This window comes from Streptomyces sp. ME02-8801-2C, assembly GCF_033793965.1.
GTDB lineage: Bacteria > Actinomycetota > Actinomycetes > Streptomycetales > Streptomycetaceae > Streptomyces.
In genome coordinates this window covers 286582-300902 of record NZ_JARAXP010000004.1, presented here as the reverse complement: position 1 = coordinate 300902, position 14321 = coordinate 286582, and the positions used below count along the sequence as shown (strand labels likewise).

Genomic DNA, 14321 nt, shown 5'->3' with positions numbered 1-14321 from the left:
GGTGTCCTGAAGGACGGCCGACGGCGCAACGCCAGACTCCGCGGGGAGGGGGTCGGCCTCTATTGCAGACCCTCACCGCGGCAGCTAAGGAGGAGCAGCCCGTAACGCATGATGCGAAGCATGCTAGCCGAGCCGCACCGGGGGCGCGGGCCTGTATCACTATGCGGGACTGCCAGTATGGGGGAGCCGAAGAACAAAAAGGGCAAAAAGTGCGCCATCCCACACGCCGCACCGGGCCGCCCTCGCAGCCGTCACCCAGCTCATACCACTCCGTCACTGAGCGATGTGCCGCTTATCCCGGTATTTCACCAATCATGGTTGCGGGTAGTGACAGTCGTATGACGCGGTGCAAGGGTGCCGGGCATGACGACAAACGGGGGCTTTGAGCCCGTCTTCTGCACGATCGTTCCGCCGCACCTCCTCCACACGCTCGCCCGTCACGAGGACCCCGCTCTCTCCGGCCCCGCGCAGCGCACACTGCTGCTCGACGCCGAGAAGCGCGCCCAGCGCAGCATCACCGCCGAGTTCGGTCTGTTCGCCGCCCCGGCCGTGAAGGCCCCCTCCGACAAGCCGCTGCGCACGATCTACGACGCCGAGCACCGCACCGAGCTGCCCGGCACGAAGGTGCGCACCGAGGGCTCGGACCCCGGCCAGGACGCGAGCGTCAACCGCGCCTACACCGGCCTGGGCGCCACCTTCGACCTCTACCTCAAGGCGTACCAGCGCCACTCGATCGACGGCGACGGCCTGCCGCTCGACGCGACCGTCCACTACGACGAGGGCTACAACAACGCCTTCTGGGACGGCAGGCAGATGGTGTTCGGCGACGGTGACGGCGAGATCTTCGTCGACTTCACCAACTCGATCGACGTCATCGGCCACGAGCTCACCCACGGCGTCACCCAGCACACCGCGAACCTCACGTACTACGGCCAGCCGGGCGCCCTCAACGAGTCGATGTCGGACGTCTTCGGCTCACTCATCAAGCAGTACGCCCTCGGCCAGACCGCCGCCGAGGCCGACTGGCTGATCGGCGCGGACCTGCTCGCCCCGGGCGTCACCGGCACGGCCCTGCGCTCCATGAAGGAACCGGGCAGCGCGTACGACGACGACGTGCTCGGCAAGGACCCGCAGCCCTCGACCATGGACGGCTATGTCCGCACCGGCCGCGACAACGGCGGCGTCCACATCAACAGCGGCATCCCCAACCACGCCTTCTACCTCGTCGCCACCGCGCTCGGCGGCAACGCGTGGGAGCGGGCCGGACAGATCTGGTACGACGTGCTGACCGGCGGCGAGCTGGGCGAGCGGGCGTTCTTCGACGACTTCGCCCAGCTGACCGTGGCCACCGCGAGCCGGCGCTACGGCGACGGGGAGGAACTCCAGGCCGTGACGAAGGCGTGGGAGCGGGTCGGCGTGCCCACCACACCCCGGCCCCGCCTGTAGCCGCACGCCGGAGAGCCGCACTCGTGCCGGAGCCGTTCTCGTACTAGACAGGGACTATGCGTATTCAGGTGAGACGTACGGGCGGGTTCGCGGGTATCGAGCGGCACGCCCAGGTGGACACCGCGGGCCGGTCCGACGCCCACGAGTGGCAGGCCCTCGCCGAGCAGGCGGTCGCGGCCGGCCGGGGCACCCGCCCGGCCGGGGTTCCGGACGGCTTCGCCTACGAGATCACGGTGGACGGGAGGACGGTGTACTGCGCCGATCCCCGGCTCACCGAGGAGCAACGCAAGCTGATCTCAAGGGTGTTGAAAGAGGGAGCGTAGAACGGAGAGGGACGGGAGACAGAGGGGGCATAACGGGTGCCGGTACGGTCGGCGGACTGCACGTAAGGGGACGTTCACTCCCGGCCGTTGACACCCGTTACCCCCGGTACCCATGATCCGGCGCATGGCGATCAACCCGATACCCCAGTTCCCGGCCGGCTTCCTCTGGGGTGTGTCCACCTCGGCACACCAGATCGAGGGAGCGGCGGACCAGCGCGAACCGTCCGTATGGGACACCTTCACGGCCGAGCCCGGCCGGGTGAAGGACGGCTCGACGGCGGAGGTGGCCTGCGACCACTTCCACCGCTACCCCGAGGACGTGGCCCTGCTGGCCGGCCTCGGCGTGGACGCGTACCGCTTCTCCGTCTCCTGGACCCGGGTGAACTCCCCCGGCGGCCTGGACTTCTACGACCGGCTGGTGGACGAGCTGTGCGCGGCGGGCGTACGTCCCGTCCCGACCCTCTTCCACTGGGACCTGCCCGCGAGCCTCGAGGAGAAGGGCGGCTGGCTGGAGCGGGACACGGCGTCCCGGTTCGCCGAGTACGTGAGCGTCGTCGCCGAGCGGCTCGGGGACCGCGTGAAGAAGTGGATCACGATCAACGAGCCCGCCGAACACACCCTGTTCGGGCACGCGTTGGGCGCGCACGCGCCGGGCAAGCAGCTGATGTTCGACGCGCTGCCGGCCGCCCACCACCAACTCCTCGGCCATGGTCTGGCCGTACGGGCCCTCCGCGCAGCCGGGGCCACCGACATCGGGATCGCCAACTCGCACGGGCCGACCTGGCCGGCGTCGCAGGAGCCCGCCGACCTCGAGGCGGCCGGGTTCTACGACCTCCTCCTCAACCGGCTGTTCGCCGACCCGATTCTCCTGGGCGAATACCCGGACGGTCTGGGCGAGTTGATGCCGGGCGACGTGGCGGCCGACCTCAAGGTGATCGCGGAGCCGCTCGACTTCTACGGCGTCAACTACTACGCGCCGACGAAGGTGGGTGCGCCGCAGGGCGCCGACATCGAGTTCGGCGGTCTGACGATCCCGGCCGAACTCCCCTTCTCCGTACAGGAGATAGCGGACGTGCCGGTGACGGACTTCGGCTGGCCCGTCGTACCCGAGGGGCTCACCGAGCTGCTCACCACCTTCCGGGACCGGTACGGCGACCGGCTGCCGCCCGTCGTCATCACCGAGAACGGCTGCTCGTACGAGGGGCTCGACGACCAGGACCGGATCGCCTACCTGGACGGTCATGTCCGGGCGGTGCACCGGGCGTTGGAGGCGGGCGTGGATGTGCGCGGCTACTTCGTGTGGTCGCTGCTGGACAACTTCGAGTGGGCCGAGGGGTATGCGCGGCGGTTCGGTCTGGTCCACGTGGACTTCGCGGACCCCTCCGCTCTGACGCGGACGCCCAAGGCTTCGTACGGCTGGTTCAGGGATCTCCTTCGGGCACAGCGCCAGGAGGAGCCGGAGGGGGCGGGACGGTGACCCGGAGATGACGACGGCCGAGGGCGCGGAGGAGGCGCAGGGGGCGTCAGGGGGCCGCGGGGAGGGTGGCGCCCGCGCTCGCCGAGCCCGTGATGGGGGTCCCCCCGGTTTGAGCGAAGCCGAGAACTGGGGGAGGGTCGGGCGGGGGTGGACCGCCTCGCTGTCGCTCGCCAACGGGGCGATCTGGGTGGGCTGGTTCGGGCCGCTGCAGATCCTTCTCGCCTCCCAGGCCGAGGACTTCGCGCCCGGCACGGGGATGTCGAAGGAGACCCTGCTGGCATGGGTGGCGGGCGCGGGCGCCCTGGTGTCGCTGGTGGCGAACCCGTTCTTCGGCGCGCTGTCGGACCGTACGACGTCGCGCCGGGGCCGTCGTACGCCGTGGATCGTGGCCGGTGCGGCGGGCGGCGCGCTGTCGTTGCTGCTGCTGGCGGGGGCGGGCGGGCCGTGGACGATGGTGGCGGGGTGGTGCCTGGTCCAGTTGACGCTGAACGCGGCCTTCGCCGCCGTCACGGCCGCCGTTCCCGACCGCGTCCCCCGCCTCCAACGGGGCTCTGTGGGCGGCTGGTTGGGCGTCGCGCAGATCCTCGGGGTGGTCGGCGGGACGGGCCTTGCGACGGTCGCGGGCGGGGTGGGCGCGGGCTATGCGGCGTGCGCGGCGTTCACGCTGCTGGGGGTGCTGCCGTACGTACTGCGGCACAAGGATCTGCGGATCGGGCCCGAGGACGTGCCGGTGTGGTCCTGGCGTACCTTCCTGGCCGGGTTCTGGCTGAGTCCGCGCCGGTATCCGGACCTGGGCTGGGCATGGCTGACCCGGTTTCTGATCAACCTGAGCAACGCGCTGGTGCTGCTGTACCTGCTGTACTACCTGCGCGACCGCCTCGACTACGCCGACCCCGAGCAGGGCGTCCTCGTCCTGACGGCGGTGAACAGCGTGACGCTGGTCGCCACGGTCGTCGTCGGCGGGGTCTGGTCCGACCGGGTGGGCCGCCGCAAGCCGTTCGTGATCTGGTCGGGCGTACTGATGGCGGTGGCGACGGCGGCACTGGCGGGCTGGCAGACCTGGCCGGGGGCGATCGTGGCGTCGGCGGTCCTCGGGATCGGCTTCGGGGTGTTCACGTCGGTCGACTTCGCCCTGATGACGGACGTACTGCCGAAGGCACTGGACCGGGGCAAGGACCTGGGCGTCATCAACGTGGCCAACGCCCTGCCCCAGGTCGCGGCCCCCGCCCTGGCCGCGCCGATCGTCACCTATCTGGGCGGATACCGGGTGCTGTACCTGGTGGCCGCGGTGATCGGGCTGGCGGGGGCGGTGCTGGTGGGGCGGATCAGGGGGGTCGACTGAGGGGAAGGGGCGGCCGGCTCACAGGGCGCCGGCGTCCCGGGCCGCGTAGACGCTGGGGTACAGGGGGCGGAAGCCGAGTTCCCTGCGGATACGGTCCGTTGAGGTGATCCCGAACCACGGGTCGGGGTCGGTGTTCTCGTACAGTTCGGCGGGGACTTCCACCCCGTTGAGCTGGTGCAGCTCGACCGCCGTGACGGGGGCGTAGTCGCCGATGTTGTAGATCCGGCCGGCGATGCCCGGCGCGTGCAGGATGCGGAGCAGGCCCTGGGCGACGTCCGTGTGGTGGGCCATCTGCAGCCGCTGGGCGGCCGCCCAGTGCGCGGCCCACATCAACGACTGGGCCAGGTGCGGATCGCCCTCCCCGTAGACGAAGGGGAGCCGGCCGACACGGACGTCCAGTCCCTCCAGCGCGAGCAGTCGGCGTTCGGCCGCCGCCTTCGAGTCGGGGTACGCACCCCACATCGGACCGCCGGGCCGGGACTCGTCCTCCTCGACCAACGGGCGCCCACGTCCGGCGCCGTACACGAGCCCCGTACTGACCTGCACGAACCGCCCCACTCCCGAGGCCAGCGCGGCGCGGCCCAGTTCCACCGCCGCGTCCAGGTTGACGGCCCGCGCCTCCTCGTCCGGGACCCCCCGGAAGGAGGCGGCGACGTTCACGACCGCGTCCACCCCCGCGACCGCCTTGCCGAGCGCCTCCGTGTCGCGCAGGTCCCCGACCACGACCTCGGCACCCAGCTCGGCGGCGCGCTCCGCACGGGCCGCGTCACGCACCAGGACCCGTACCTGCTCCCCCGGCCTGCTCTGCGCGAGCAGCCTCGGCAGGAAGCGCCGGCCGACCTGTCCCGTCGTACCCGTCACCAGTGTCAGCATGATCTTCTCCTCCGGTCTCGTGCCACCACCCTCCGGCGAAGCCGCCGTGCGCGGGAGAGACCCGTCGATCAGGGGATCAGCAGTCCCTGGATAAGCCGGGCGGCCGGCGACATCCTGGAGGGGTGAACCGAGCCGAACTCGCCGACTTCCTGCGCCATGGGCGTGCCCGTCTGGAGCCTTCGGCGGTGGGCCTCGCGTCCGGCGCCCGCCGTCGTACGCCCGGTCTGCGCCGCGAGGAGGTGGCGGCGCTCGCCGGTATGTCGGTGGACTACTACACGCGCCTGGAGCAGTCCCGGGGCCCACACCCCTCGCGCCAGATGCTGACCGCCCTGGCCCGGGCGCTGCGCCTCACCGACGACGAACGGGACCACCTCTTCCATCTGTCGGGCGAGGAGCCGCCCCGGCGCGAAAGCCCGTCCGGGCATGTACGGCCGGGCCTGCTGCTGATCCTCGACCGGCTGCACGACACCCCGGCACAGGTGGTGACCGACTGCGGCGAGGTCCTGGCGCAGAACGCGATGGCGAGCGCGTTGTCGGGGGACGTGTCGGACCGTCCACCGCGCGAACGGAACCTCGTACGCCGGTTCTTCACGGACCCGACCGCCCGGACCCTGTTCCCGCCGGAGGACGTCGCCGAGCACGCGCGCTCCCACGTGGCGAACCTGCGGGCGGTCGCCGCGGCCCGCCCCGACGATCCGGTACCGGCGGCGCTGGTGGCCGAACTGCGGTCGAGGAGCGCGGAGTTCGCCCGCCTGTGGGAGTCGCACGAGGTGGCGGTACGACGGGCTTCGACGAAGCGGTTCGTGCATCCGGTGGTGGGCGTCCTGGAACTGGACTGCGAGATCCTGCTGGCCCCCGACCACCACCAGCTCCTGATCGTGCACACGGCCCGCCCGGGCACGGAGTCGTACGAACGGCTGCGGTTGCTGCGGGTGTTGGGGGTACAGGACATGTCGGCGCAGGGGGTGTGAGGCGGGCCCCGGGAGCTGGTTGTTCCAGCCGGGCGTGCTGAGGCTCGACACCAGTCGGGTCACCTCCTCGAGGGGAAGTGACCCGTCGGGGCTACCTGCGAGGGAGGGACGTGTTGATGATCGGGAGACGTTTCGTGGCGCCCGACACGTAGAGGTCCGTCGGAGCCGTGCGGAGTACGAACTTGTTGTCGTAGCCGCGGACGCGGACGGACATCACGAAGAAGCCGTCCTCCTCGGCGGTCGTCTTCACGCGGTACTGGTTCTCCCAGTACGTCTGCAGGAAGACCTCCGTGCCCTCGCGCTGGACGCCCCTGGGGAGGATGACCTTGCCCTGGACGGTGAGGATGGTCCCCGCCTTCACCTTGCGCTTGTTGACCGAGTAGGTGACCGCGCTGACCTTGGGCTTGACGGTCACTCTGGTGTCCGCGTAGTAGCCGTCCATCGGTGTGTTGTAGTTGCCGTCCTCGTCCCAGAAGGCGGAGATCTCCACCTGGTGGCGGACGCCGAGCAGGCTGCTGGTGGACACGTGGTCGATGTCCACGTTGCGGATGCTGAACCTGCCGTTGGCGTCGGTGACCGGGTTGCCCAGGTCGCGCGTCTCGTAATCGGTCGGGTCGATCGGGTCACCCCACGGGTTCCACGAGTCGAAGAGGATGGCCTCCTTGACGGCGATCGGGATGTTGGGCGCCGGGGTGCCGTCGGCCTTGGTGAGGGTGCCGGTGACGTTGACGCGGCGACTGTAGAAGTGGGTGCTGGTGGGGTTGGTGGTCACCGTCAGCTTGTAGGCGCGGACCGGAGCGGCGTCCGCCGGCTTCGCCGAGGCGGCGGCGGGTACTGACAGGGCGCCTGCGGCGAGCAGGAGCGCGGCGGTTGCGGCAAGCCGCGTCGACATCAGGTTCCTGGGCACGGTTCAACTCCAAGTACGGTCGGGACTGGAGGAGTTGCGCCGGACGGCACCGGTTCCGCCGCGACGCGGGTGTGCGACACACCAGGTTCGACACGCGAGGCGGGGTGCAAGTTGTACCCGTACGGCCACTGTTACACGGCTGTGGGCGGGAAAAGTCGAACTGCGCCGGGCGGGCGGACGGGCCGAGGACCCGCCGCCCTCAGAAGCCCAGCTTCCGCAGCTGCCGCGGATCGCGCTGCCAGTCCTTCGCGACCTTCACATGGAGGTCCAGATAGACCGGCGTACCCAGCAGCGCCTCGATCTGCTTGCGGCTCTTGATGCCGACGTCCTTCAGCCGCTTGCCCTTCGGGCCGATGATGATGCCCTTCTGGCTGGGCCGCTCGATGTAGACGAACGCGTGGATGTCGAGGAGCGGCTTGTCGGCGGGGCGGTCCTCCCGGGGGAGCATCTCCTCGACGACGACCGCGATCGAGTGCGGAAGCTCGTCGCGTACGCCCTCCAGCGCGGCCTCGCGGATCAGCTCCGCGATCATGACCTGCTCGGGCTCGTCCGTGAGGTCGCCCTCCGGGTAGAGCGCCGGGCCCTCGGGCAGCAGCGGGACGAGGAGGTCGGCCAGCAGGTCCACCTGCTGGTCTGCGACCGCCGAGACGGGCACGATCTCCGCCCACTCGAAGCCCAGTTCGCGCCCGAGCTGGTCGATCGCGATGAGCTGTTCGGCCAGTGCCTTGCTCTCGACCAGGTCGGTCTTCGTCACGATCGCGATCTTCGGCGTCTTCTTGATCGCCGCCAGTTCCTTCGCGATGAAACGGTCACCGGGGCCGAGCTTCTCGTTCGCCGGCAGGCAGAAGCCGATGACGTCGACCTCGGCCCAGGTCGTACGCACCACGTCGTTCAGGCGCTCGCCGAGCAGGGTGCGCGGCTTGTGCAGTCCCGGGGTGTCGACCAGGATCAGCTGCGCGTCGGGGCGGTGCACGATGCCCCGTACCGTGTGCCGGGTCGTCTGCGGCTGGTCAGCGGTGATCGCCACCTTCTGGCCGACCAGAGCGTTCGTGAGGGTGGACTTGCCCGCGTTGGGGCGGCCCACGAAGCAGGCGAAACCGGCGCGGTGCGCGGCCGAGGCCTTCGACGGCTCGGTCGGCTCGGTCGGCTCGGATGACGGGGTACGGACACTCATGGCGCCCATTGTCCCTGATCCACGGAGACCCACCGCACGCCGAGCCCCTCCAGGCACCTCCGGGGTGCCCGGCCGGGCACCCCGCCGGGGCACCCGGTGAGCTTCCGGAAACGCCCGCGCAACACGAAACGTGCCGGAAACACCCCCGTACGGAACCCGAAACGCACACCGGTGACCCTCTGACGAGCCCCCACCCTCGACCGCCCTCGCCCCGCCCTCGTCCGAGAGACCGGAGACACCGTGCCCCCCGAGACCACCGTGACCCTGGCCGCCGCCCGGATCGACACCGGCGACACCGCCTGGCTGCTCGCCGCCACCGCCCTCGTGCTCCTGATGACCCCGGGCCTGGCCCTCTTCTACGGCGGCATGGTCCGCACGAAGAGCGTGCTCAACATGCTGATGATGAGTTTCGTGTCGATCGCCCTGGTCACGGTCGTGTGGCTGGCCGCCGGTTACTCGCTGGCCTTCGGGGACGACATCGGCGGCGGACTCCTCGGCGGCCTGAAGCACGCGGGCATGGCCGGGCTCGGGCCCGACAGCGTGCAGGGCACCGTCCCGACTCTCCTCTTCGCCACCTTCCAGCTCACCTTCGCGATCATCACCGCCGCTCTCATCAGCGGCGCGGTCGCCGACCGGGCGAAGTTCGGGGCGTGGCTGGTCTTCGTGCCCGTGTGGGCGCTGCTCGTATACGTTCCCGTCGCGCACTGGGTGTGGGGGCCGGGCGGCTGGATCCTCGAACATCTCGGCGCCCTCGACTTCGCCGGCGGCCTTCCCGTCGAGATCACCTCCGGTGCCTCAGGACTGGCGTTGTGCCTGGTCCTCGGCCCGAGGATCGGGTTCAGGCGAGACGCCATGCGACCGCACAACCTCCCCATGGTCGTCCTGGGCGCCGGTCTGCTCTGGTTCGGCTGGTTCGGGTTCAACGCCGGATCGGCGCTCGGCGCCAACGGGCTGGCCGCCGCCGCCTTCCTCAACACGCTCGCCGCCGGCTGCACCGGCCTGCTGGGCTGGCTCTTCGTCGAGCAGCGCCGCGACGGCCACGCCACGACCCTGGGCGCGGCCTCCGGCGCGGTCGCCGGTCTGGTGGCCATCACTCCGTCCTGCGGGTCGGTCTCGCTTCTGGGCGCGCTGGTCGTCGGGCTCGCCGCCGGTGTCGTCTGCTCGTACGCCGTCGGATGGAAGTTCAGGTTCGGATACGACGACTCGCTCGACGTCGTCGGCGTCCACCTGGTCGGCGGAGTCATCGGCACGCTGCTGATCGGCGTCTTCGCCACCGAGTCCATGACGGGCGGGGCCGAGGGGCTGCTGTACGGGGGCGGGTTGGGGCAGTTCGGCAGGCAGGCGGTGGCCGTGGTGGTCGTGGGCGCGTACGCCTTCGCCCTCACGTACGGCATCGGGAAGCTGATCGACAGGATCATGGGCTTCCGGGCGGGCGAGGACGAGGAGCACACCGGCCTCGACCTTACGGTGCACGCCGAGACGGCATACGATCACGGCGTCCTGGGCCACGGCGCCCCCGTCTCGTCCGCGTCCCTCTCTTCCCCCTCCTCCCACTCCTCCCACTCCTCCGCGCAGAAGGTCACGAGCCAGGAATGAAGCTCATCACCGCGATCGTCAAGCCGTACCGCCTCGACGAGGTCAAGACCGCGCTCCAGGAACTCGGCGTGCACGGTCTGACCGTGACCGAGGCCAGCGGGTACGGGCGTCAGCGCGGGCACACCGAGGTGTACCGGGGCGCCGAGTACCAGGTCGACCTCGTCCCCAAGGTCCGTATCGAGGTCGTCGTCGACGACGCGGAGGCGGACGCCGCCATCGAGGCGATCGTCAAGGCCGCGCGGACGGGGAAGATCGGGGACGGCAAGGTGTGGGCCCTGCCGGTGGAGACGGTCGTACGGGTCCGGACGGGCGAACGCGGTCCGGACGCGCTCTGAGGAGGCCGAGGAGGAGGACTTCACCCTCCGGCCTCCACGCCGCGTGAGCGGGTAGCGGCGGGCCGGTCTGGTGCTGCCCCGGTGCCGGGCGCGCGGGCATCCGGGCGACGCGCCGGGCGGCCCCGCGTCCGGCCGGCCGGGCACCCTCCGCGTAAAACGCGCACTGCGGCACTCATACGGGACGGGTCCTCGCTCCGTCCGCTCTGTGACGAGCAGTCACTGAGCGAGGAGACGACAATGACGAGCAACCTGCGCGCGGCGGCGCGTTCACTGCGGCGCGTGATCCCGGCCGGCGCCGTCGCGACGGCCGCCGCGCTTCCCCTGCTGGTCCCCAGCCCGGCTCAGGCGACCACGGCGGACGCCCAGGTGTACGTGTGGGCGACCGGTGTGAACGTACGGGCGTGCCCGGAAACCTCCGCGGCCTGCCCGCCGATCTCCGGCGCGCAGATCGGCAGACGGTATGTGACGGCGTTCTGCCAGCGCCAGGGCTCCGCGGTCGTGGACGGCCCCTACCGCAACAACTGGTGGGTGCAGGTGAACGCGGGCGGCCCGATCGGCTGGATCAGCGCGGTGTACATACGCGGCGGCGACAACGACCAGCCGGTACCCGGTCTGTCCACCGACTCGTTCTGCCAGTGACCTGCGAGGACGGTGGCACGGACGCTCGTCCGAGGGGCCCGTGGCCGCCGTCCTCCGGTCGGCACGTCACCATCCGTCCACCGACACCGAGAGGGGCACCCGCTGTGTCCTCGAAGTCCTTGACCCGTCTGTTCTCCCTGCGGCGCTCGGCGCCACGCTGCTCGGCCTGACCGCCGTACTGGGGCTGATGTCGGCCCCCGCGCAGGCCGACGTCTCGACCTCGTCCGTCCACATCTGGGGCAGCCAGGTGCGGGTGCGTCAGTGCGCGAGCACCACCTGCGGACTCGCCACGCAGGAGTGGCTCACCAACGTCAACGTGCAGGCGCTTGCCAGAAGTGGGGCGACCGCGTCTCCGACGGCTCCTACTACAACCACTACTGGGTCGAGATCGTCACGCCGCAGGGCTGGCTGGGCTGGGTGAGCGCCGTGTACGTCAGCGGCGGCTCCAACGACGGTCCGGTGCCCGGCGTGCCGGTCGAGACCGCCTCCAGCCCCGTGTACTGCGAGTACCCGTAGTCCGCGGTACACGGGGGTACGGGCCGTCCGACCTAGGCGGCCTGCGTGTGGTCGTCGCGGCGCGCGCGTTTTCCGGGGCGCGCCCGGCGCGCCCTGACCGCCAGGACGGTCCCCACCACGCCGAACACCACCAGCACCACCGCCATGAGCCACGGCAGCGCGAAGAAGGACACGCTCGCCGACTCCCGGGTGTCCTTGGCGGACGCCGTCAAGGTGATGTCTCCCCAGTCGAGTTGGGGTGCGTCGTGCCAGGGTTCGGTGAGCCGGACCCGTTGGCCGGGCAGCAGCTCGGAGGGGATGCGGGTGAGGTCGCGGGCCAGCAGCGTACGGCCGAACAGGCCCTGGGCCCGCACCTCCACCCGGGGGTCGAGGGTGACGTTGCCGGTGTTGTGCAGGGTGTAGGAGATCGTGGTGGTGCTGTCGCCGAGGCCGGGGACGAGGGGCTGGTGGTGGCTGATACTGACCCGTTCGACGGCGATCGCGGAGACGGCCGGCCCGTTCACGCGCAGGTACACACGCGCCCCGACCGCGCGCCGCACGCCGAGTGCCAGCGAGCCGTCGCCCTTGTCGATCCGTTCGTCGAGGGCGACCAACGCGCCCACGTGGTCGCCGGGTTCGGCTCCTTCGGGCACCTTGAGGGTGAAGGGCACGGTGACGGACTTGTGCGGGGGCACGGTGACCCGGGACGTCGCGGGCCGGGCCCAGGCGCCCACGCCGCGCTGCTTCTCCTCGGCGGTGCGGATCGCGAACCCGCCGTCGCGGGCGGTGTTGTAGGCGTCGGCCGCGTACAGCCGGAAGGTGAGCGGTTCGCCAGTCTTGTTGGCGACGGTGACCTTGTCCTGGGCCGTCGTACCGGGATCGGCGGAGAGGTAGAAGTACGGGCGCTGCGCCACGGCGGAGGCGATGGGATAGACCGACCAGCTGCCGTTGTCGGCGGCGCGGGCGGGGGCGGACGTCAGAAGTGACGTGCCGAGCGCCGCCAGCAGGAACAGGGGAAGCGCGAGAAGGACGTACGGCTTACGGCGCATCGGGAGCAACATGGGTGCGGACCCCCACGGACGAGGTAGGTGGCGGGCGGGTGCGCGCCCGGCCACCGGATGACGAACAGCCGTTCAGATAAGGCTTGTTGGGTGTACGTCGGTCAGGAGAGGGTGAGGGTGAGTACGCCGGAGTACGAGCCCGGCGGGGTGAACGCCGGTACGTCCAGCGAGAGTCCGGCGTCGACGGTGAACTCGCCGCCGGTGAACGTTCCGTCGGGTGCGGAGGCCAGGGTGGCTCCCGTACTGCCCACGGGACCGGGCGAACCGGGCCGGCAGGTGCTGGGACTTCCGGGCTTGGTGGCGCAGGCCGGGGTCCAACTGAGCTTGTCGGCACCGATCTTGGCGCCGGGTCCGGTGAAGTCGGTGACCTTGCCGGTCAGGGACCAGCCCGCGGGACCGCCGCGGAAGTCCTTGACGGTCACCGTCTGCAGCGGGGCCGTGGAGGGGCCGCCCTTGCCGAAGTCGACGGTCGAAAGCTGGACGGAGTCCCCGGCCTGGGTCATGGACAGGTCACCGGCCTTGACGGTGGTGGTGAGCTTCTGGCTGTTGTCGGGAATGGGCGTGTCGTCGATGACGACGTAGGCGGCCGGACCCGCGCCCTTGGTGTCGCTCCAGGCGCTGCCCTCGTACGCCACGACCCCGGTCGTCGTCTTGTCGTTGACGGCGAGGGTGCCGCTGAAGGCGCCCTGGGAGTCGGCGGTCGCGGTCGCGGTGTCGGCGGTCTGGGCGGACCCGGACCGGCCGGCGAGCGTGACCGTGGCGCCCGGCGTGAAGTGGGCGCCGTTCACGGTGACCCCGGCCCCGGGTGCGCCGGAGGCCGAACCCAGGGTGATGGCACGGGTGTTGGTCTGGGTCCCGTCCGTGGCCGTGACCGTCTCGGAGACGGGTGCGGGCGGGGTGATGACCGTGCAGGGCGTGTCCAGCTCAAGGATGTAACTGGTGTGGATGTTGTAGTCGCTGGGCGACAGCGTGATCGCGCCGGGCGCGGTGACCGTGAAGGTGCCGGTCATCGAGAAGCCCGGGAAGGCGCCCTTGCCGGGCACGGGGTCGTTCTTCTTGGGCCCCGCGACGGTGATGTCGCCGGTCTGCGCCCCGCCGAGGGTGACCTTTCCGGTGGGAGTCATGATGTCGGCGGGCAGTGCGAGATCGGTGGGGTTGCTGGCGGCCGGCTTCTGCACCGCGTACGTCACGGTGACGGTGTCGCCGACCTTGGGTGAGGTGTTGTCCACCGTGATCTGTGCGGTGGTGGTGCCTTCGATCGGCGGGAGGCCCGCGATCGGTGGCGGTACGCAGCGCGTGGCGAAGTCCACGGGAACGGACGCCGTGGCGGCTGCTCCGGCCGGGACGGCCAGCGCACCGCCCGCGGTGACCGCGAGTGCGGTCGCCCCGAGCAGTGCGGCAAGGCGTCGTCGTCTTCGGCCGGTCGAACCCATGGATGCCGTGTTGGCCATGGTTGCCCCCTCTGAGGGATGCGGGCGCAGCGGCTCGTCTGCGCCGACAGGGGGCCATTGATGTGCAGGTTGTGTGAGAAGTCAATGCCATCTCGCCGATTAACCGGCAAGCCGGGAAAGTGAACTGACGGAGCATCAGTTCCAGTCGCAGTTCTTGTCGGTTCCCGGCTTCCCAGTCGGAAACGGCCGGTGTCGCCGCGAAGCGAGCGACACCGGCCGCTGTCGAGCAGG

General features: G+C 70.7%; 14 protein-coding genes. 9 read left to right on the top strand and 5 right to left on the bottom strand.

What is annotated here, in order from left to right; translation table 11 throughout:
• Positions 1-363 precede the first annotated feature (363 nt).
• The 4 genes from PV396_RS14640 to PV396_RS14625 all read left to right on the top strand — a co-directional run bounded on the left by PV396_RS14640 (position 364) and on the right by PV396_RS14625 (position 4588).
• On the top strand, positions 364-1446 hold the full coding sequence (locus tag PV396_RS14640; protein WP_319204581.1) for a M4 family metallopeptidase: 1083 nt from the start codon (positions 364-366) through the stop codon (positions 1444-1446).
• Between the two features lie 56 nt (positions 1447-1502).
• Positions 1503-1769, top strand: a complete 267-nt coding sequence (locus tag PV396_RS14635; protein WP_319204579.1) for a protealysin inhibitor emfourin — start codon at positions 1503-1505, stop codon at positions 1767-1769.
• A 112-nt stretch (positions 1770-1881) separates the two neighbouring features.
• Positions 1882-3246 (top strand): GH1 family beta-glucosidase, encoded by a 1365-nt coding sequence (locus PV396_RS14630; RefSeq protein ID WP_319204577.1) that lies wholly within the window; start codon positions 1882-1884, stop codon positions 3244-3246.
• A 109-nt stretch (positions 3247-3355) separates the two neighbouring features.
• A complete protein-coding gene (locus PV396_RS14625; protein ID WP_319204575.1) occupies positions 3356-4588 on the top strand; it encodes an MFS transporter in 1233 nt (410 codons plus the stop codon).
• A gap of 18 nt (positions 4589-4606) precedes the next feature.
• Here PV396_RS14625 and PV396_RS14620 read toward each other — a convergent pair whose 3' ends face one another.
• Positions 4607-5461: an NAD(P)-dependent oxidoreductase gene (locus PV396_RS14620; RefSeq protein WP_319204572.1), complete on the bottom strand. Its 855-nt coding sequence runs from the start codon at positions 5459-5461 to the stop codon at positions 4607-4609.
• 122 nt (positions 5462-5583) lie between these two features.
• Here PV396_RS14620 and PV396_RS14615 point away from each other — a divergent pair, with 122 nt between their 5' ends.
• Positions 5584-6432: a helix-turn-helix transcriptional regulator gene (locus tag PV396_RS14615; protein ID WP_319204569.1), complete on the top strand. Its 849-nt coding sequence runs from the start codon at positions 5584-5586 to the stop codon at positions 6430-6432.
• A 91-nt stretch (positions 6433-6523) separates the two neighbouring features.
• Here the strand turns inward: PV396_RS14615 and PV396_RS14610 are convergent, their stop codons facing one another.
• Together PV396_RS14610 and era are read right to left on the bottom strand one after the other, a co-directional pair.
• Positions 6524-7339, bottom strand: coding sequence for an acyl carrier protein (locus PV396_RS14610; RefSeq protein ID WP_319204567.1), 816 nt, complete (start codon positions 7337-7339; stop codon positions 6524-6526).
• Between the two features lie 199 nt (positions 7340-7538).
• Positions 7539-8522: a GTPase Era gene (gene era / locus PV396_RS14605; protein WP_319204564.1), complete on the bottom strand. Its 984-nt coding sequence runs from the start codon at positions 8520-8522 to the stop codon at positions 7539-7541.
• Positions 8523-8771: 249 nt separating this feature from the next.
• Between era and PV396_RS14600 the strand changes: the two genes are divergently transcribed.
• The 4 genes from PV396_RS14600 to PV396_RS14585 all read left to right on the top strand — a co-directional run bounded on the left by PV396_RS14600 (position 8772) and on the right by PV396_RS14585 (position 11599).
• Positions 8772-10109 carry an ammonium transporter gene (locus PV396_RS14600; RefSeq protein WP_319205515.1) on the top strand — a complete coding sequence of 446 codons (1338 nt, stop codon included), beginning with the start codon at positions 8772-8774 and terminating at the stop codon, positions 10107-10109.
• On the top strand, positions 10106-10444 hold the full coding sequence (locus PV396_RS14595) for a P-II family nitrogen regulator (protein ID WP_319204561.1): 339 nt from the start codon (positions 10106-10108) through the stop codon (positions 10442-10444). The genes PV396_RS14600 and PV396_RS14595 overlap by 4 nt, the downstream gene beginning before the upstream one ends.
• 237 nt (positions 10445-10681) lie before the next feature.
• The gene (locus PV396_RS14590) at positions 10682-11083 is read left to right on the top strand and encodes a peptidase M23 (RefSeq protein WP_319204559.1); all 402 of its coding nucleotides are present in this window, start codon (positions 10682-10684) and stop codon (positions 11081-11083) included.
• Between the two features lie 297 nt (positions 11084-11380).
• Positions 11381-11599, top strand: coding sequence for a hypothetical protein (locus PV396_RS14585; RefSeq protein ID WP_319204557.1), 219 nt, complete (start codon positions 11381-11383; stop codon positions 11597-11599).
• 32 nt (positions 11600-11631) lie between these two features.
• On the opposite strand, the gene PV396_RS14580 is transcribed toward PV396_RS14585, so the two are convergent.
• Complete coding sequence (locus tag PV396_RS14580) at positions 11632-12627, bottom strand: WxL protein peptidoglycan domain-containing protein (protein ID WP_319204555.1); 996 nt, start codon at positions 12625-12627, stop codon at positions 11632-11634.
• Between the two features lie 113 nt (positions 12628-12740).
• On the bottom strand, positions 12741-14072 hold the full coding sequence (locus PV396_RS14575; RefSeq protein WP_319205513.1) for a beta-xylosidase: 1332 nt from the start codon (positions 14070-14072) through the stop codon (positions 12741-12743).
• Positions 14073-14321 lie beyond the last annotated feature (249 nt).

Bases quoted from the DNA above. Each gene is read 5' to 3' on its own strand.
- PV396_RS14580 (WP_319204555.1), bottom strand. From the start codon at position 12,627: ATGCGCCGTAAGCCGTACGTCCTTCTCGCGCTTCCCCTGTTCCTGCTG.
- PV396_RS14635 (WP_319204579.1), top strand. From the start codon at position 1,503: ATGCGTATTCAGGTGAGACGTACGGGCGGGTTCGCGGGTATCGAGCGG.
- PV396_RS14620 (WP_319204572.1), bottom strand. From the start codon at position 5,461: ATGCTGACACTGGTGACGGGTACGACGGGACAGGTCGGCCGGCGCTTC.
- PV396_RS14595 (WP_319204561.1), top strand. From the start codon at position 10,106: ATGAAGCTCATCACCGCGATCGTCAAGCCGTACCGCCTCGACGAGGTC.
- PV396_RS14640 (WP_319204581.1), top strand. From the start codon at position 364: ATGACGACAAACGGGGGCTTTGAGCCCGTCTTCTGCACGATCGTTCCG.
- PV396_RS14575 (WP_319205513.1), bottom strand. From the start codon at position 14,072: ATGGGTTCGACCGGCCGAAGACGACGACGCCTTGCCGCACTGCTCGGG.
- era (WP_319204564.1), bottom strand. From the start codon at position 8,522: ATGGGCGCCATGAGTGTCCGTACCCCGTCATCCGAGCCGACCGAGCCG.
- PV396_RS14630 (WP_319204577.1), top strand. From the start codon at position 1,882: ATGATCCGGCGCATGGCGATCAACCCGATACCCCAGTTCCCGGCCGGC.
- PV396_RS14590 (WP_319204559.1), top strand. From the start codon at position 10,682: ATGACGAGCAACCTGCGCGCGGCGGCGCGTTCACTGCGGCGCGTGATC.